This is a genomic window from Rhodanobacter sp. UC4438_H5 (genome assembly GCF_052978405.1).
Window position 1 is genome coordinate 261,712 of record NZ_CM129672.1, and the last position, 15,866, is coordinate 277,577.

The window sequence follows — 15,866 nt, forward strand, 5'->3', positions numbered from 1 at the left end:
GATGCTCAAGCGGTGCGCGGGACATTCGGAACTGGACGCTTGATTCGACTTCGAAAAATTCTCGTCGCCCTGGCGGTGCTCGCGGCAGTCGTGCTGGTGCTGGCGTGGTTTCTGCCGGCGCGCTGGGTGATGCCGTGGGTCGAGCCGCAGTTGCACGGGCTGCGGCTGCAGCAGGTGCAAGGCACGGTTTGGAACGGTGCTGCCGGTAACGTCTTGGATGCCGATGGGCGACGGTTGGGACAGGTGCGCTGGCAGTTGTCGCGCCGCGCGCTGCTCGGCCGGCTGCAGATGCAGCTGGCCTTCGACGGACCGCAGGCGGATTTCTCCGGAACCGTGCGGCGCACGGCGCAGGGTCGCGTCGAGGGCGAAGGCTGGCGGCTGCATGCCGATCTCGCCGCGACGGATGTTCCGCTTCCGGTCGACTGGGGCGCGCCGCTGGGCGAGCTGCAACTGACGGTCGATCATGTACTGCTGCAAGGCGGCTGGCCGCTGCAGTTGCAGGCGCAGGGCCGGTGGCAGCGGGCCGCCGTGCACACGACCGAAGGCGAGCTGGCGCTGGGTGAATTGCAGGGAAGCGCGCAGGCGCAGGGCGGCGTGATCCACGCGCAATGGCACGATCAGGGCGACGGGCCGCTGCAGGTGCGCGGCGAATTGCAGCTGAGCCCGCTGGGCTGGCGTCTGGACAGCACGCTGCGCGCCCGCCATGGCGATCCGGCGTTGCAGCGCTGGCTGGCCCGGCTCGGGCCGGTCGCGCCGGACGGCAGCGTGCACATCCGGCAGGCCGGTGGCCTGGCCGCCAACCCTCCATCGAACCGCCAGGACGCCACGCTGCCATGAACCCCGAGACTACCGCCGTCGCGCTGGCCGCGGCACGCGAGGCTGCCGCCGCCGCCGCCGAAATCATCACGCACTACTGGCGTCGCGGCGTCGAGGTGGAGCTGAAGGCCGATGCCACGCCGGTGACGGTGGCCGATCGCGAGGCCGAGCAGGCGATTCGCCGCGTGCTGCAGGCCGCGCTGCCGCAGGCGGCGATCTACGGCGAGGAGTTTGGCCTGGAGGGCGAACGAGACGCTTTGCTGTGGCTGGTCGATCCGCTCGATGGCACCAAGAGCTTCGTGCGCCGCACGCCGTTCTTTTCCACCCAGATCGCGTTGATGGACCGCCACGAACTGGTGCTGGGCGTATCCAGTGCGCCGATCTACGGCGAGACGATGTGGGCCAGCGCCGGCGGCGGCGCCTGGTTCGAGGGCGAACGCGTGCGCGTGGCGGACACCACCGACATGGCGCAGGCGGCGATCTCGACCGGCAACATCAGGACGCTCGCCGGCGATGCCCGCTGGGCGGCGCTGGGCGGGCTGATCCGTGACAGCAACCGCATCCGCGGCTACGGCGATTTCTGCCACTACCACCTGCTGGCGCGCGGCAGCCTGGACCTGGTGATCGAGTCGGACGTGAACATCCTGGACATCGCCGCGCTCGCGGTAATCGTGCGCGAGGCCGGCGGTGTGTTCACCGATCTCGACGGCGCCCCGCCGACGCTGGATACCACCAGTGTGCTGGCCGGCACGCCGGCGCTCCACGCGCAGGCCTTGCAACGCCTGCGGCGCTGAGGCGCAAAGGTTAGAATCGCCGGATGCGCAAACTGCCGATCATCCACGCCATCCGCGACGTCACCGACAGCCGATTCCTGCAGGTCGAGCAGCTGGACCTGGAATTCTCCAACGGCGTGCGGCGCACCTACGAACGACTCAAGGGCAGCGGCCTGGGCGCCGTGATCATCGTGCCGATGCTCGATGACGAGACCGTGCTGCTGGTGCGCGAGTACGGCGGCGGCGTCGGTCGCTACGAGCTGGGCCTGCCCAAGGGCCGGCTCGACCAGGACGAAACCGCCGAGCAGGGCGCCGAGCGCGAGATGAAGGAAGAAATCGGCTACGGTGCACGCAAGCTGAAGATCCTGCACAACCTGTCGCTGTCGCCGTCGTACATGACGCACATGGCGCACGTGGTGCTGGCGCAGGATCTGTATCCGGAGAAACTCGCCGGCGACGAACCGGAGGAACTCGAAGTGGTGCCGTGGAAGATGTCCGAGCTGCACACCCTGCTCGGTCGCGACGACGTCACCGAGGGGCGCTCGATCGCTGCGTTGTTCATGGCCCGCGAATACCTCGCCGGGCGCTTCCAGAGGACCTGAGCTTGCCCCCCGAATTGGCACGGCAGGTGGGCGCGATTGCCCGCGCGGCGGCGGCGGCGATCCTGCAGGTGTACCACGGCGACTTCGCCGTGCAGACCAAGGGCGACGACTCGCCGTTGACCGCCGCCGATCTCGCCGCGCAGCGGGTGATCGTGGCCGGCCTGGCCACGCTGCAGGAGCAACTGCCGGTGCTGTCGGAAGAGGCCAAGGCCCTGCCCTGGTCCGAGCGCCGGCACTGGACGCGCTACTGGCTGGTCGACCCGCTCGACGGCACCCGCGAGTTCGTCAAGCGCAATGGCGAGTTCACCGTCAACATCGCGCTCATCGACGACCACCGCAGCGTGCTGGGCGTGGTGCTGGCCCCGGTCACCGGCGAGCTGTACGCCGCCGCTCAGGGCCAGGGTGCGTGGCTGCAGGAGCGCGAGGGTGGCCCGTGGCGGCGCATCCGCACGCGGCCGCTGGGCTCTCCGCCGCGGGTGGTCGGCAGCCGTTCGCATGGCGGCGCGCAGGGTGGGCTGCTCGAACAATTGATCGGCAACGACTACGACCATGTGCCGCTCGGCTCCTCGCTGAAGTTCTGCCTGATCGCGCGCGGCGAGGCGGACATCTACCTGCGCCTTGGCCTCACCAGCGAATGGGACACGGCCGCGGCGCAATGCGTGCTGGACGAAGCCGGGGGCGCGGTGCTCGATCTCGCCGGCCGGCCGTTCCGCTACAACCGCGGCGAGTCCCTGCTGAATCCGGAGTTCGTCGCGGTCGGCGACCTCTCGATCGACTGGACCGTGCGACTGACCAGGAGCGAGGAGTGAGTGAAGAGGAGTGAGAGATGAGAGGGGTTCGTCCTCCGCCCGCTCCACCCGCGCACGCTTCTGCTTTCTCTCACTTCTCACTCCTCTCCACTTTATGACCCGACACAGTCTCGACGACCTCCTCGCCATCATGGCGCGCCTGCGCGATCCGCAGCATGGCTGCCCGTGGGACGTGCGGCAGGATTTTTCCTCGATCGCCGCCTACACGATCGAAGAGGCGTACGAGGTCGCCGATGCGATCGACCGGCGCGACTGGACCGACCTGTGCGACGAACTCGGCGACCTGCTGCTGCAGGTGGTGTTCCACGCGCAGATGGCCGCCGAGCAGGGCCTGTTCGAATTCGCCGACGTCGCCCACGCCATCAGCGCGAAGATGGTGCGCCGCCATCCGCACGTGTTCGGCGACACGCGTTACGCCGACCTGACCGAGCAGATGCAGGCGTGGGAGCAGATCAAGTCCGCCGAGCGCGTGGCGAAGGGCCGGACCGCCGATGACAGCGCGCTGGCCGGCGTCTCCACCGGGCTGCCGGAGTGGAAACGCGCCCACAAGCTGCAGCAGCGCGCTGCCGCCACCGGTTTCGAGTGGCCCGGCCCGCAGCCGGTGCTGGAGAAGCTGGCCGAGGAAGTGGAGGAGGTGCGCGTCGAGTTCACCCACGGGGCCGACCCGGCGCGCCTCGAGGACGAGATCGGCGACGTGCTGTTCGTGATGGTGAACCTCGCACGCCATGCCGGCGTCGATTTCTCGCAGGCGCTGCGGCATGCCAACGCGAAGTTCGAACGGCGCTTCCGCCGCATGGAGCAACTGGCTGCGGCCGATGGCGCGGCGTTTGCCGGGCGCACGCTGGAGGAGCAGGAACAGTTGTGGCGGCGCGCCAAGCAGGACGAGGCCGGCCACTGACAGACGCGGCGGCCGTGGCCGCCGCGTCGTCCCGTTTTTGCTGTCGCGACTACTTCGCTGGAGCTGTCGCGTCGCTGGCGGCGCGCGGCTGCCATGCCGCACGCATCTTCTCGCGCTCGGCGCGCATCTTCGCCTCGTTGGCCAGGTTTTCGTCCAGCCCCTTGCGCAGCGTGGCGATCGCCTGGTCGACATTGGTCGGCTGTGCCTGCAGGCGGGCCAGTCGCTGGTAGACGTAGTCGCGCACGCGCGGGTCCTGCGACTTGGCCAGCACGTCGTTGTAGACCGCCGCCATGTCCTTGCTGCGGCCGGCCTGCTGGTACAGCCGTTCCAGCGCGCGCAGGTCGCCGATCACGCCGCTGCGCTGGTGGTGCATGTGATGGCCCGCCATGCCGTGGTCGCGGTCGCCGGGAAGGATGCGTGCCTGCTTGGTGACGACCATGTGCGGATTGGCGGGCGACGCCGGCGCGTTCTGGGCCATCGCGAACGTGGCCGACCCGGCCAGCAGGGCGACGAGGGCGGAAGCGAGGAGGGTCTTGCGTTGCATGGGCTGTCTCCGTGGGTAGTGGGATGATCAACGCGCCGGCCGCGCAGGAGTTGACTGCGGTGTGCAGACTGCTGTCATCCTTGCAACCCTTTTGCGATCCGCTGCATCCAAGCCTGACCGACTACCGAGGAGAGTCCCATGCGCCGTCTTTTCATCGCCGCCATGCTGTGTGCCCCGTTCGCCGCGTTTGCCGCCGGATCGTGCGAGTTCGAGGCCCCGCGCAACCTGCAACTGGACCTGGCTGGCGTCCGCAGCGTGCAGATCGACGTCAACAGCCACGACCTGCACCTGATCGGCGGCGCCGACACCAGGGGCCTGACCCTGGTCGGACGCGCCTGTGCGTCGAAGAAAGCCGCGCTGGACAAGCTCACGGTCACCCAGCGACGCGACGGCGACCAGCTGTTGATCGACATCGGCGGCGACCACCAGGGTTTCAATTTCAACCTGTTCGGCGGCAACGTCAGCATGAGCCTGGACGTCACCGTGAACCTGCCGGCGAACGTGCCGGTCACCGTGCGCGTGGGCTCCGGCGACGCCGACGTGCGCGGCGTGCAGGAGCTGCGCAGCACGGTCGGTTCCGGCGACCTGCACGTGCGCCAGATCGCCGGCAAGTTCGCCACCAGCGTGGGCTCGGGCGATGTCGACGCCAGCGATGTCGGCAGCCTGCAGCTGGGTTCGGTGGGCTCGGGTGATTTCAAGATCGATGGCGTCAAGGGCGACGCCAGCATCGGCAGCATTGGCTCGGGCGACGTCACGCTGCGCAACGTCGGCGGCAGCGTGCACGCCGACACGCTGGGCTCCGGCGACCTCACCGTGCACGATGTCGGCGGCGATCTCACGCTCGGCGCCAAGGGCAGCGGCGATGTCGACCACTCCGGCATCAAGGGCAAGGTCAGCGTGCCGCACGACGACGATTGATTCCGCCACAAGCCGGCATCCCGTAGGGCGGGCACTGCCCGCCGCTCTTGATCGCGTGCATCACCGAAAGGCATGGCGGGCAGTGCCCGCCCTACGAAGCTGGAGCGAACAACATCGGGCACTTCGGTGCGTCTACGGCTGAATTCCGCGCCAGACCAGATACACCAGCGGCGCGCACACCAGCAGGAACGGAATCGACACCCGGTGCAGTTGCCGCAGGCCGTGCGGCTGCCCTGCCAGGCGCAGGGCGATCAGGTTGGCCAGCGAACCGATCGCCACGCCGAAGCCGCCCACATTGACCGCCACCGCCAGCGCGATGGCATCCGGCGCTCGCTCGAGCAGCAGCACGGTCGCCGGCACGTTGCTGATCAGCTGCGCGGCGACAATGCCGCTGGCGAACAGCACCATCGGTTGATCGAGATGGAGCCCGTCGAGCACGCGCTGCATCAGCGGCAGCTCGGCGAAGTGGCCGAGGCCGAGGAAGATCGCGGCGAAGGTGAGCAGCAACAGCCAGTCGATCCGCACCAGCGAGGCGCGGGCCAGCGCCCCGAACAGCACCAGCAGCGCCACGGCGCCCAGCGGCGCCAGATCGTATTCCATCGCCACCACCATGCCGATCAGCGCAATCATCGACCACGCGCCGAGGCGGCCCGAGTGCACCGCGCCGTCGATGTGCCGGGGGCCCAATGCCACCCGATCGCGCGGCAGCCAGTACCAGGTGAACGCCGCCACCAGTGCCAGCATGACGGCCGCGGCCGGCAGCATCGCCAGCGCGAAATCGAGGAACGACAGCCGCGAGTGCTGCCACAACAGCAGGTTCTGCGGGTTGCCGATCGGGCTGAGCGTGGAGCCGGCGTTCACCGCTAGCGCCTCCAGCACCACCATGCGCAGCACCGGCAGGTTGGAGATCGCGCCGATGGACACGGTCAGCGGCACGATCAGGAACAGGCTCACGTCGTTGGTCAGCACCATCGAGAGCAGCGCGCTGGCGGCCACCAGCAACAGCCCCAGGCCGCGCAGCGAGTGCGCCCGCGCCAGCGAAGCGGCCGCTGCGTGCTGCACCAGGCCGCTGTCGCGGATGCCCTGGATCGCGATCAGCAGGCCGGTCAGGCCGGCCAGCGTGGGCAGTTGCAGCCAGTGCCGATAATCGTCGACCGGACGCGGATCGAGCAGCGCCAGCAACAGCACCAGCGCGGCGAACACCAGCAGCAGCCATTCGTGCTGCAGGCGTTTGCGCCAGCCGGTGGCGGGTGACGACGCGGCAGGTTCCACGCGCGCTCAGCCCTCGCGCAGCAGGCGCATCGGTGGCGTGCGGCTGACCCGGCGCGTGCCGGCCAGTCCCAGCAGCATCACCACCAGCGCGGCGGCGGCCGCGCTGGCGACCAGCGGCCACGCCGGCGGCACGAAGCCCTCGATGTGGAATACCGCCCGACCCAGCCACCAGCCGCCGCCGGCGGCACCCAGCGCGGCGGTCAGGCCGGCGACCAGGCCCAGCATGGCGAATTCGCAGGCGGCGGCCACGCGCAGCTGTGCACGGCGCGCGCCCAGCGTGCGCAGCAGCGCGGCCTCGTGGCGCCGCTCGGCCGCGCTGGCGGCCAGCGCCGCGGCCAGCACCAGGATGCCGGCCAGCAGGCTGAAGCCGAGGATCCAGCGCACCGCGCTGCCCACGCGGTCGATGATCTCGCGCACCCGATCGAGCAGCGAGTCGACGTCGACCAGGCTGAGGTTGCCGTATTCGCGCGACAGTTGCGCCAGTTCCGCCGCGTGTCCGGACGACAGGTGGAAGCTGGCCAGCCAGGTGTGCGGCAGCTCGCTGGCGTGGGCCGGGTCGAGCAGCAGGAAGAAGTTGACCCGGAACGAGCTCCAGTCGACCTTGCGGATGCTGCCCACCCGCGCCTCCAGGCTCCCTTCGCCGACGTCGAAGCGCATCGTGTCGCCGAGCTTCAGGCCGAACATGTCGCGCCACATGGTGTCGATCGACACCTCGGGCCGATCCGGCGCAGCCCCATGCCAGTGGCCGGCCACCACCTCGTTCGCCGGCGGCAGCGCGGCGGACCACGACAGCCGCAGCTGGCGATCGGTCCACTCCTTGGCGCGCGGGTCCGCGAACTGCAGTCGGTCGATGGCGTGGCCGTTGATCGCGGTGAGCTTGCCTACCGCCAGCGGCAGCATGTTGAGCTGGTCGGCGCCGATCCGCGCCAGCGATTGCGAAAAGCCGGCGCGCTGGTTGCTTTGCAGGTTCAGGGCGAACCAGTTGGGCGTATCCGCCGGCAATTCCTGGCGCCAGCCCTGCAGCAACGCCGGTGCCACCACCGCAAGCAGCAACAACGCGCACAGACCCAGGCTGAGCGCGGTCGCCTGGATCACGCTCAGCGCCGGTCGTCGCGCCAGTGCGGCCAGGCCCAGCCGCAACGCCGGATGCGCGCCCGGCGCAATGCGCCGGGCCAGCCACAGCAGCGCGCCGGCCAGCAGCGCCGCGAGCACGCTCACGCCGAGCAGGCTGCCGGCGAGGATACCGGCCAGCTGCAGCGAGCCGCTCTGGCCCCAGATCAGGCCCAGCGCCACCAGGACGGGGATCAGGTACAGCGCATCGAAGCGCCGCACGCGGCGCGACAGGCTCTGCCGGAACACCGCCACCGGAGGTACCTCGGCCAGCCGCGCCAGCGGCGGCAGCGCGAAGCCGACCAGCACCGCGATGCCCATCGCGGCCGCGGCGAACGCCGGCGCCAGCGGCAGCACCGTGGGCACGTTGCCGAACAGCTGGCTGGCCAGCAGCCACGCCAGCTGCGCCAGGCCCAGCGCCAGCGCGATGCCCAGCGCGGCCGCCGGCAGGGCCAGCGCGCCCAGGGTGCCCAGCAGCAGGCCCAGCACGCGCGGGCGCGAGGTGCCCAGCGCGCGCAGCAAGGCCACTTCGGCGGTCTTGCGCCGGGCATAGCGCTGGGCGGAAAGGGCGATGGCAATGCCGGCTAGCAGGGCGGACAGCAGCGCGGTCAGCCACAGGAACGAGCCGGCGCGGTCGAAGGCATTGCGCATGCGTTCCTGGGTCTGCTCCGGCGTGATCAGCTGTGCGCCCGCGGGCAGCTCGGTCGCCGCCGCCCAGTCGCGCCAGGCGCGCACCGCATCCGGCGCGCCGGCCAGCAGCAGCCGGTGACGCGCGCGGCTGCCGCGCCCGAGCAGGCCGGCCTGCTCGGCATCGGCCAGGCTCATCAGCGCGCGCGGCGCCAGCGCGAGCAATTCGCCGCCGTCGGGCTGGCGCAGCAGTTCGGCGCCGATGGTGAGCGTGCGCCCGCCCAGTTGCAGGCGGTCGCCCACCGCGAGGCCCAGCGCGACCAGCGCGCGATGATCCAGATAGACCTCGCCGGCGACCGGCGCGCGGCTCGGCGGCAGCGCATGGCCGTTGCGATCGCGCAGCTCCAGCGTGCCGCGCAGCGGATAGTGCGCATCCACTGCCTGCACGTCGAGCAGTTGGGTGCGTTCGTGGGCGAACGCCACGCTGGGAAAGCCGGCGGTGCGCGTCAGCTGCAGGCCGTCCTGGCGTGCCTTGTCGGCGAAGGCGGCAGGCAGGGCCTGCGGCGCGGATACGCCGATGTCCCCGCCGATCAACTCCGCGGCGCTGGCCAGCATGCCACGCTCGATCCGGCTCGCCAGCGTGGCGACCACGCCCAGCGCCACCACCGCCAGCACCAGCGAGGCGGCCAGCGTGCGCAGTTCAGGCAGGTGCCATTCGCGACGCAGGCTGCGCAGCGACAAGCGCAGCAGGCTCATGCCGGCACGCCCGCGTCGGTCGACGCCACGCGCCCTTCCTCCAGCTCGATGCGGCGATCGCAGCGCGCGGCCAGGCCGGCGTCGTGGGTGACCAGCACCAGGGTGGTGCGGTGGTCGCGGTTGAGCGCGAACAGCAGGTCGCAGATGTGGTGGCCGGTGCGCTGGTCGAGGTTGCCGGTGGGCTCGTCGGCGAACAGCACGCGCGGGCCGTGCACGAAGGCGCGGGCGATCGCCACGCGTTGCTGCTCGCCGCCGGAAAGCTGCGCGGGGTAGTGCCGCCGCCGCGCGCTCAGGCCCACCGCCTCGAGCGCCTCCCGCGCACGGCTGCGCGCCGCGCTGCTGCCCTCCAGTTCCAGCGGCAGCATCACGTTCTCCTCGGCAGTGAGCGCCGGCAGCAGGTGGAACGACTGGAACACGAAGCCGACCAGTCGCCGCCGCAGTTCGGCGCGGGCTTCCTCGTCCAGCTGCTCCAGCGCGTGGCCGTCGAGGGAGATGCTGCCGCGGTCGGGCGTGTCCAGCCCGGCCAGCAGGCCGAGCAGGGTGGTCTTGCCCGAGCCGGAAGCGCCCACGATGGCGAAGCTCTCGCCGGGCATCACGCGCAGGTCCACGCCGTCGAGGATGTCGAGCCGCCCCTCGGGGCCGTTGACCGACTTGCTAACATCACGGGCTTCGAGGACGGGACGGGAAGAATCATTCATGCGGCGCTGCCTGTGGTTGCTGGTTCTGCTCTGCGGTTTCGGCGTCGCCCACGCGGCGGCGCCGAAGACCGTCCTGGTGCTGGGCGACTCGCTGTCCGCCGCGCACAACATTCCGGTCGAAGCCGGCTGGGTGCATCTGCTGGATGTCCGTCTGGGCAAGATGGTGCCGAAGTGGCGTGCGGTCAATGCCAGCATCAGCGGCGAAACCTCGCTGAGCGGCCGACACCGCTTGCCCGCCTTGCTGCAGACCTACCAGCCGGCGGTGCTGGTGATCGAACTGGGCGCCAATGACGGCCTGCGCGGGTTGCCGCTGCCGGCCTTGCGCGACAACCTGACGGCGATGATCGAGCTGGCGCAAAAGCACAAGACACGCGTGCTGCTGCTGGGCATCGAGCTGCCGGTGAACTACGGCCCGCAGTACCGCGACGGCTTGCGTGCGATCTACGCCGACCTGGCGCGCCAGCGGAAGGTCGCGCTGCTGCCGTTCCTGCTCGACGGCGTCGCGCTGGACCCCGGCCTCATGCAGGCCGACGGCCTGCACCCGGTGGCCGCCGCCGAGCCGCGCGTGCTGGAAAACGTGTGGAAGGTGCTGCAACCGCTGCTGCAAGCGCCCAACGTCCACTGAACGGCGCCGCGGCCAGTTCACGCCGTCGTCACCGTGGCTCCGGGTATACCTTCACAAATGTGAAACCGGACCACAGCGAGGCAAGACATGACGACTCATGACGAGCAAGCGGGCCTGATCCTGCTGGTTGAAGACAACCGCCAGATCGCCGAGATGGTGGGCGAGTTCCTTGAAATGCGGGGTTATTCCGTCGATTACGCGGCCGACGGCGTGAGCGGGTTGCACTTGGCCGTATCCAACAGTTACGACGTGATCGTGCTGGACCTGATGCTGCCCGGACTGGACGGCCTGGAGCTGTGCCGCAAGCTGCGCAAGGAGGCGAAGAAGTCCACGCCCGTGCTGATGCTCACCGCGCGCGACACGCTGGAAGACAAGCTGGTCGGCCTGGAGGCCGGCGCCGATGACTACCTGGTCAAGCCGTTCGAGGTGCGCGAACTGGTGGCGCGGCTGCGCGCGCTGATCCGCCGCGACCGCCGCCAGGTATCCACCGAAGTGCTCACCGTGGGCGACATGACGCTGGACACCGCCACGCTGCGGCTGACCCGCGAGGGCCAGGATCTGGTGGTGTCGCCGATCGGCCTGAAACTGCTCGCGATCCTGATGCGCGAATCGCCGCGCGTGGTCAGCCGGCGCGACATCGAGCGCGAGATCTGGGGCGACACGCTGCCCGATTCGGACACGCTGCGCTCGCACCTGTACAACTTGCGTCGCGTCATCGACAAACCCTTCGCACGACCTTTGCTACATACCATCCATTCCGCTGGCTACCGGCTGGCCGACCTGGAATCGGAAATGGCGTCGGCGCAGCAACCTGCGTGATGGCGAGGCGGCGAGGGCAATGAACAGCAGGGTGTCGAACGCGATCACATTCCGCACGGGAGCCTTCAAGCGACGCATCGCCTGGGTGTTCGGCTTGCAGTTCGTGGCCCTGCTGATCATCGGCGCGATGGGCATTTTCAACGTCGCGCCGTGGGAAGCGGTGATCGTGCTGATCCTCATCACCACCGTGCTGGCGTGCCTGGCCGCCCAGCACGAGTGGGTGCAGATCCGCTCGCTGGCGCGATTGATGGCCGGCTGGAACGATGCCCGGCCCGACCCGGAAGCGTTCCACCCGCAACGCCTGTCACGCCGCACGGATGCGGACGTGGCGTCGCTGGCGCGCGGCCTGCACGGCTTCGCCACGCGCATCGCCGGTTACGGTCAGCGCGAGCGCAACTTCACCCGCGACGCCAGCCACGAACTGCGCAGTCCGCTGACGGTGATCCGCATGTCGGTCGACATGCTGGTCGACGAGCAGGGCCTGAGCGATTTCGGCTCGCGCTCGGTGCGCCGGATCAAGCGTGCCTCGCGCGAACTGGAAATGCTGGTCGAGGCGCTGCTGGTGCTCGCACGCGACGCCGGCACGCCGGTGGATACCGAGCGCTTCGTGGTGAACGACGTGCTGCAGGGCGAACTTCAGGCCGCGCGCGAAATGCTCTGCGGCCGGCCGATCGAGTTGCGCCTGGAACAGCCGGCGACCTTTGCGCTGGACAGCTCGCCACGGGTGTTCTCGGTGCTGTGCTGGCAGTTGCTGCGCAATGCCTGCCAGCAGGCCGAGCGCGGCAGCGTGGTGGTCAGCGTCGAACCCGGCATGGTAAGCGTGCGCAACCTCGCCCCGGCGAAAGGCGCTGGCGTTGGCGATGCCGATGCCGTTGCCGATGCGGGCGCGCCCGGTGCCGATCGGCACGGATTCGAGCTGGCGATCGCGCGGCAGATCAGCGACCGCTTCGGCTGGCCGCTGGAGCTGCAGACGCATGCAGGAGGCGAAAGCATCGCGCGCATCCGTTTTCCCGACGCCCTGCCGGCCGACGCCACGTCGCGACCCGCTCCGTAGGGCGGGCACTGCCCGCCGGCTCTTTCGGTTCCGGAGCAAAACGGCGGACAGTGCCCGCCCTACCATCAATCAGCCCGCTTGCAGCGCCGGCGCCACGGCGAACGCGCAGCCGGTCTTCGCCTTCACGTCGCCCAGGCTCACGCCGTCGTTGAGCTCGATCAGGGTCAGGCCCTTGCCCTTCTCCACCGAGAACACGCACAGGTCGGTGATGACGAGGTCCACGCATTCCTTGCCGGTGATCGGCAACTCGCATTGCTGCTTGATCTTCGGCGAGCCGTCCTTCGCGCAGTGCTCCATCAACACCACCACGCGGCGCACGCCGCTGACCAGGTCCATCGCGCCGCCCGGGCCCTTGACCATCTTGCCGGGCACCATCCAGTTGGCGAGATCGCCGGTGGCGGAGACCTCCATGCCGCCGAGGATCGACAGGTCGATGTGGCCGCCGCGGATCATCGCGAAGGAATCGGCGCTGGAGAAGAACGCCGAGCCGGGCAGGGTGGTGATGGTCTGCTTGCCGGCGTTGATCAGGTCGGGGTCGACCTGATCCTCGGTGGGGAACGGGCCGATGCCGAGCAGGCCGTTCTCCGACTGCAGCACCACGTTCACGCCGGCCGGGATGTGGTTGGCCACCAGGGTGGGGATGCCGATGCCGAGGTTCACGTAGTAACCGTCGCGCAATTCCTTCGCGGCGCGCTGTGCCATCGCGGTGCGCGTCGGGTTTTCCTTGCCGGTGTTGGCGCCGGCGAGGGTGCGGATCTCGATGCGCTTCTCGTACTTCTCGCCCTGCACGATACGGTCGACGTAGATGCCCGGCACGTGGATGTTGTTCGGGTCCAGCTCGCCGACCGGCACCAGGTGCTCCACCTCGGCCACGCAGACCTTGCCGCAGGTGGCGATCATCGGGTTGAAGTTGCGCGCCGTCTCGCGGAACACCAGGTTGCCCATCGCGTCGCCCTTCCACGCCTTGACGATGGACAGGTCGGCGGTGATGGATTCCTCCAGCACGTACTCCTTGCCGTTGAATACCTTGGTCTCCTTGCCCTCGGCCAGCTTGGTGCCGAACGCGGTGCGCGTGTAGAAGCCGGGGATGCCGGCGCCGCCGGCGCGCAGCTTCTCGGCCAGCGTGCCCTGCGGCGTCAGGTGCAGCTCCAGTTCGCCGGCCAGCGTCTGCCGCTCGAACTCCTTGTTCTCGCCCACGTACGAGGCGTACACGCGCTTGACCTGGTGGGTCTTGAGCAGCGGGCCCATGCCGAAATCGTCCACGCCGGCGTTGTTGCCCACGATGGTCAGGTCCCTGGTGCCCGCCTGCAGCAGGCCGCCGATCAGGTTCTCGGGGATGCCGCACAGGCCGAAACCGCCGGCGGCGATCGTCATGCCGTCGAACAACACGCCCTCAAGGGCTTTCGTCGCGCTCGGGTAAACCTTGTCCATTGCCGTGCCTTCCTCATGGAGAGTCAGCTGCCAAGGATACGACGGAATCGCGCCGGCCGGCCTTGTACCAAGGTCGCAGACAGGCAGGCACATGGCTTGACGCGAACAATTACGCATGTAAACATGGATTCACTTACACGCGTAAACGGTGACTCATGGCGATCAGCGAAGCCGAAGCGGTGGTGATGGACGTGCTCTGGCGCGAGGCCCCGCGCACGGCCGAGGAGATCCTGGCCGAGGTCGGGCCCGCGCAGGGCTGGCAGGAGGGCACGGTGAAGTCCCTGCTCAACCGCCTGCTGAAGAAAAAGGCCGTGCAGGCCGAACGCGACGGCCGCCGCTACCTCTACACGCCGCTGCTGGCGCGCGAGCAATACGTGCAGCAGGAGAGCAAGGGCCTGCTCGATCGCCTGTTCGGCGGCCGCGTGGCGCCCTTGGTGGCGCACTTCTCCGAGCAGCGCAAGCTGTCGAAGAAGGACATCGCCGAACTGCGCAAACTGCTGAAGGAGCTCGACGATGAGCAGCATTGATGCGCTGGTGACCGCATGGACCGCCCGCGGCTGGCTGGCACTGCTGGCATTCACCGCTGCCGTGCTGGTCGTCGCCGCCGTGCGCAGGCCCTGCCGCCGTCTGTTCGGCACCGGACTCGCGTTCCAGCTGTGGCTGTTGCCGCCGCTGGCGGTGCTGGCTAGCCAACTGCCGCATGCGGCAGTTGCTCCGGTCGTGGTGTGGTCGCCGGTGATATCCGCAATCACCTCGGCCGCCGCGTTGCCGGTACAAGCCGCCGGGTCGGCTGTCATCGACTGGCGCACATGGGTCGTGCTGGCATGGCTGCTTGGTAGCGTGCTAAGTCTGCTGCTGGCGGCGCTCGCGCAATCGCGTTACCGCGCGCGGTTGCGTGGTGCCACCCGTATCGTTGACGAGCACTCGCACTGGCCGATGCTGCGCGCGCCCGGCTCGGATATCGGCCCCGCCCTGGTCGGTGCCTGGCGCAGTCGCATCGTGCTTCCGGCCGATTTCGAATGTCGCTACGACCCCACCGAGCAGATGCTGATCCTCGCCCATGAAACTACCCACGCGCGCCGCCGCGATGGCTGGTGGTGCTTGCTGGCGCAACTCGTTGTCGCGTTGTTCTGGTTCCATCCTCTGGCCTGGTGGGCACTCGCCGCGTTACGCCATGACCAGGAACTGGCCTGCGATGCCGCGGTGTTGCGCGCGCATGGCACGCAGCGGCGCAGTTATGCGAATGCGATGTTGAAGACCCAGTCGGCCGCGCTCGCATTACCGGTGGGTTGCCCCTGGTCACCCCGTCATCCCATCACGGAGCGAATCGCCATGTTGAAAATGCAACAGCCTGATCTATTCCGCCGGCGTGCCGGTGGCGTTCTCCTCGCCGTTCTCGCCATCGGCGTGGCCGGTGCCGTCTACGCCTCGACACCTTCGCCACAGGCAAATGTCGGCGGCGGCATCAGTGATCGCTACACGCTGAAGATCGACGTCGCCATGGCAGGCCATTCCGACTCGATGCATTTCATCCGCTGCCTGAAGCCGGGCGAATACGCCGAGCTGAGCGGAACCGACGCCAGCAAGCTGTCGTGGCAGGGCCGTTTCGCGGTGTCGCCGGAGGCCAGCGGTCAACTGGAAATCAGTGCGGAGGTCGATACCCGTTTTGATCGCGGTGGCGGCAATGTGCGAACGCAGTCGGCCAAGCCGATCGTGCGGACCATGCCTGGCCAGCAGGCGAGCATCGTGTTCGGCCAGGTCGTTGACGGTGGACCCCAGCAAAGTGGGAAGCTCGAAGACAACACCATCAACATCGCGCTCACGCCAAGCATGGGCTGCGATGGTGAATCGCTGTCTTCTGCCGCGGCCCAGCCAGGCACGATCAGTCTGAAGCTCAAGAATGTTTCCGCGCGGGCTGCCGCTGAATATGTCGCGGCCAAAGTAGGGTTTGTACTGGTCGATCCGGAGGTGCTGGATGAGCGCCAGATGACTTTTGATTACGCCGAGATATCGGCTGAGGCAGCCCTCCATATGATCGGAATGATCGAAGGCAAGCAGGCAGTGATTGAGGGCAAGCAGGTGCGTTTCGTGGATAAGTGACCGAGCAAGCTGGC

The 15,866-nt window shown here is 68.9% G+C and carries 16 protein-coding genes; 11 read left to right on the plus strand and 5 right to left on the minus strand.

Annotated features, from left to right (window positions below; all coding sequences use genetic code 11):
* Positions 1 to 39: 39 nt before the first annotated feature.
* The 5 genes from ACVCL9_RS01150 to mazG all read left to right on the plus strand — a co-directional run bounded on the left by ACVCL9_RS01150 (position 40) and on the right by mazG (position 3,898).
* Positions 40 to 837 (plus strand): type II secretion system protein N, encoded by a 798-nt coding sequence (locus ACVCL9_RS01150; protein WP_395117027.1) that lies wholly within the window; start codon positions 40 to 42, stop codon positions 835 to 837.
* On the plus strand, positions 834 to 1,610 hold the full coding sequence (locus tag ACVCL9_RS01155) for an inositol monophosphatase family protein (RefSeq protein ID WP_447099418.1): 777 nt from the start codon (positions 834 to 836) through the stop codon (positions 1,608 to 1,610). The genes ACVCL9_RS01150 and ACVCL9_RS01155 overlap by 4 nt, the downstream gene beginning before the upstream one ends.
* A 23-nt stretch (positions 1,611 to 1,633) precedes the next feature.
* Positions 1,634 to 2,191: an ADP compounds hydrolase NudE gene (gene nudE, locus ACVCL9_RS01160; RefSeq protein ID WP_395117031.1), complete on the plus strand. Its 558-nt coding sequence runs from the start codon at positions 1,634 to 1,636 to the stop codon at positions 2,189 to 2,191.
* Between the two features lie 2 nt (positions 2,192 to 2,193).
* A complete protein-coding gene (cysQ, locus tag ACVCL9_RS01165; RefSeq protein ID WP_447099417.1) occupies positions 2,194 to 3,000 on the plus strand; it encodes a 3'(2'),5'-bisphosphate nucleotidase CysQ in 807 nt (268 codons plus the stop codon).
* A 94-nt stretch (positions 3,001 to 3,094) separates the two neighbouring features.
* On the plus strand, positions 3,095 to 3,898 hold the full coding sequence (gene mazG, locus ACVCL9_RS01170; RefSeq protein ID WP_447099416.1) for a nucleoside triphosphate pyrophosphohydrolase: 804 nt from the start codon (positions 3,095 to 3,097) through the stop codon (positions 3,896 to 3,898).
* A 49-nt stretch (positions 3,899 to 3,947) separates the two neighbouring features.
* Here mazG and ACVCL9_RS01175 read toward each other — a convergent pair whose 3' ends face one another.
* Complete coding sequence (locus tag ACVCL9_RS01175) at positions 3,948 to 4,442, minus strand: hypothetical protein (protein ID WP_395117037.1); 495 nt, start codon at positions 4,440 to 4,442, stop codon at positions 3,948 to 3,950.
* A gap of 138 nt (positions 4,443 to 4,580) precedes the next feature.
* Here ACVCL9_RS01175 and ACVCL9_RS01180 point away from each other — a divergent pair, with 138 nt between their 5' ends.
* A complete protein-coding gene (locus tag ACVCL9_RS01180) occupies positions 4,581 to 5,360 on the plus strand; it encodes a DUF4097 family beta strand repeat-containing protein (RefSeq protein ID WP_395117038.1) in 780 nt (259 codons plus the stop codon).
* A gap of 132 nt (positions 5,361 to 5,492) precedes the next feature.
* Here the strand turns inward: ACVCL9_RS01180 and ACVCL9_RS01185 are convergent, their stop codons facing one another.
* Genes ACVCL9_RS01185 through ACVCL9_RS01195 form a run of 3 tightly spaced genes read right to left on the minus strand, consistent with a single transcriptional unit; the run spans position 5,493 to position 9,823 of the window.
* Entirely contained in the window at positions 5,493 to 6,632 is a 1,140-nt protein-coding gene (locus ACVCL9_RS01185) for an SLC13 family permease (protein ID WP_447099415.1), read from the minus strand.
* A gap of 6 nt (positions 6,633 to 6,638) precedes the next feature.
* Positions 6,639 to 9,125 (minus strand): ABC transporter permease, encoded by a 2,487-nt coding sequence (locus ACVCL9_RS01190; protein WP_447099414.1) that lies wholly within the window; start codon positions 9,123 to 9,125, stop codon positions 6,639 to 6,641.
* On the minus strand, positions 9,122 to 9,823 hold the full coding sequence (locus ACVCL9_RS01195) for an ABC transporter ATP-binding protein (protein WP_447099413.1): 702 nt from the start codon (positions 9,821 to 9,823) through the stop codon (positions 9,122 to 9,124). Before ACVCL9_RS01195 ends, ACVCL9_RS01190 begins: the two co-directional genes overlap by 4 nt.
* Here ACVCL9_RS01195 and ACVCL9_RS01200 point away from each other — a divergent pair.
* The 3 genes from ACVCL9_RS01200 (at position 9,822) to ACVCL9_RS01210 (ending at position 12,321) form a co-directional block, all read left to right on the plus strand.
* On the plus strand, positions 9,822 to 10,448 hold the full coding sequence (locus ACVCL9_RS01200) for an arylesterase (protein WP_395117046.1): 627 nt from the start codon (positions 9,822 to 9,824) through the stop codon (positions 10,446 to 10,448). The two genes, ACVCL9_RS01195 and ACVCL9_RS01200, sit on opposite strands and share 2 nt — an antisense overlap.
* An 87-nt stretch (positions 10,449 to 10,535) precedes the next feature.
* Positions 10,536 to 11,267 (plus strand): response regulator transcription factor, encoded by a 732-nt coding sequence (locus ACVCL9_RS01205; protein ID WP_395117047.1) that lies wholly within the window; start codon positions 10,536 to 10,538, stop codon positions 11,265 to 11,267.
* Positions 11,268 to 11,298: 31 nt separating this feature from the next.
* The gene (locus ACVCL9_RS01210) at positions 11,299 to 12,321 is read left to right on the plus strand and encodes a sensor histidine kinase (RefSeq protein ID WP_447099412.1); all 1,023 of its coding nucleotides are present in this window, start codon (positions 11,299 to 11,301) and stop codon (positions 12,319 to 12,321) included.
* Positions 12,322 to 12,390: 69 nt separating this feature from the next.
* On the opposite strand, the gene ACVCL9_RS01215 is transcribed toward ACVCL9_RS01210, so the two are convergent.
* Positions 12,391 to 13,752, minus strand: a complete 1,362-nt coding sequence (locus tag ACVCL9_RS01215; RefSeq protein WP_447099411.1) for a 3-oxoacid CoA-transferase subunit B — start codon at positions 13,750 to 13,752, stop codon at positions 12,391 to 12,393.
* A 155-nt stretch (positions 13,753 to 13,907) separates the two neighbouring features.
* Between ACVCL9_RS01215 and ACVCL9_RS01220 the strand changes: the two genes are divergently transcribed.
* Together ACVCL9_RS01220 and ACVCL9_RS01225 are read left to right on the plus strand one after the other, a co-directional pair.
* Entirely contained in the window at positions 13,908 to 14,279 is a 372-nt protein-coding gene (locus ACVCL9_RS01220; protein ID WP_447099410.1) for a BlaI/MecI/CopY family transcriptional regulator, read from the plus strand.
* Positions 14,266 to 15,852, plus strand: coding sequence for a M56 family metallopeptidase (locus tag ACVCL9_RS01225; protein WP_447099409.1), 1,587 nt, complete (start codon positions 14,266 to 14,268; stop codon positions 15,850 to 15,852). The genes ACVCL9_RS01220 and ACVCL9_RS01225 overlap by 14 nt, the downstream gene beginning before the upstream one ends.
* Positions 15,853 to 15,866: the final 14 nt, after the last annotated feature.

Excerpts from the sequence above, each read along its gene's own strand:
- ACVCL9_RS01155 (WP_447099418.1), top strand. The coding sequence starts at position 834 with ATGAACCCCGAGACTACCGCCGTCGCGCTGGCCGCGGCACGCGAGGCT.
- ACVCL9_RS01205 (WP_395117047.1), top strand. The coding sequence starts at position 10,536 with ATGACGACTCATGACGAGCAAGCGGGCCTGATCCTGCTGGTTGAAGAC.
- ACVCL9_RS01220 (WP_447099410.1), top strand. The coding sequence starts at position 13,908 with ATGGCGATCAGCGAAGCCGAAGCGGTGGTGATGGACGTGCTCTGGCGC.
- ACVCL9_RS01195 (WP_447099413.1), bottom strand. The coding sequence starts at position 9,823 with ATGAATGATTCTTCCCGTCCCGTCCTCGAAGCCCGTGATGTTAGCAAG.
- ACVCL9_RS01215 (WP_447099411.1), bottom strand. The coding sequence starts at position 13,752 with ATGGACAAGGTTTACCCGAGCGCGACGAAAGCCCTTGAGGGCGTGTTG.
- ACVCL9_RS01175 (WP_395117037.1), bottom strand. The coding sequence starts at position 4,442 with ATGCAACGCAAGACCCTCCTCGCTTCCGCCCTCGTCGCCCTGCTGGCC.
- ACVCL9_RS01200 (WP_395117046.1), top strand. The coding sequence starts at position 9,822 with ATGCGGCGCTGCCTGTGGTTGCTGGTTCTGCTCTGCGGTTTCGGCGTC.
- ACVCL9_RS01180 (WP_395117038.1), top strand. The coding sequence starts at position 4,581 with ATGCGCCGTCTTTTCATCGCCGCCATGCTGTGTGCCCCGTTCGCCGCG.
- ACVCL9_RS01225 (WP_447099409.1), top strand. The coding sequence starts at position 14,266 with ATGAGCAGCATTGATGCGCTGGTGACCGCATGGACCGCCCGCGGCTGG.
- mazG (WP_447099416.1), top strand. The coding sequence starts at position 3,095 with ATGACCCGACACAGTCTCGACGACCTCCTCGCCATCATGGCGCGCCTG.
- nudE (WP_395117031.1), top strand. The coding sequence starts at position 1,634 with ATGCGCAAACTGCCGATCATCCACGCCATCCGCGACGTCACCGACAGC.
- ACVCL9_RS01190 (WP_447099414.1), bottom strand. The coding sequence starts at position 9,125 with ATGAGCCTGCTGCGCTTGTCGCTGCGCAGCCTGCGTCGCGAATGGCAC.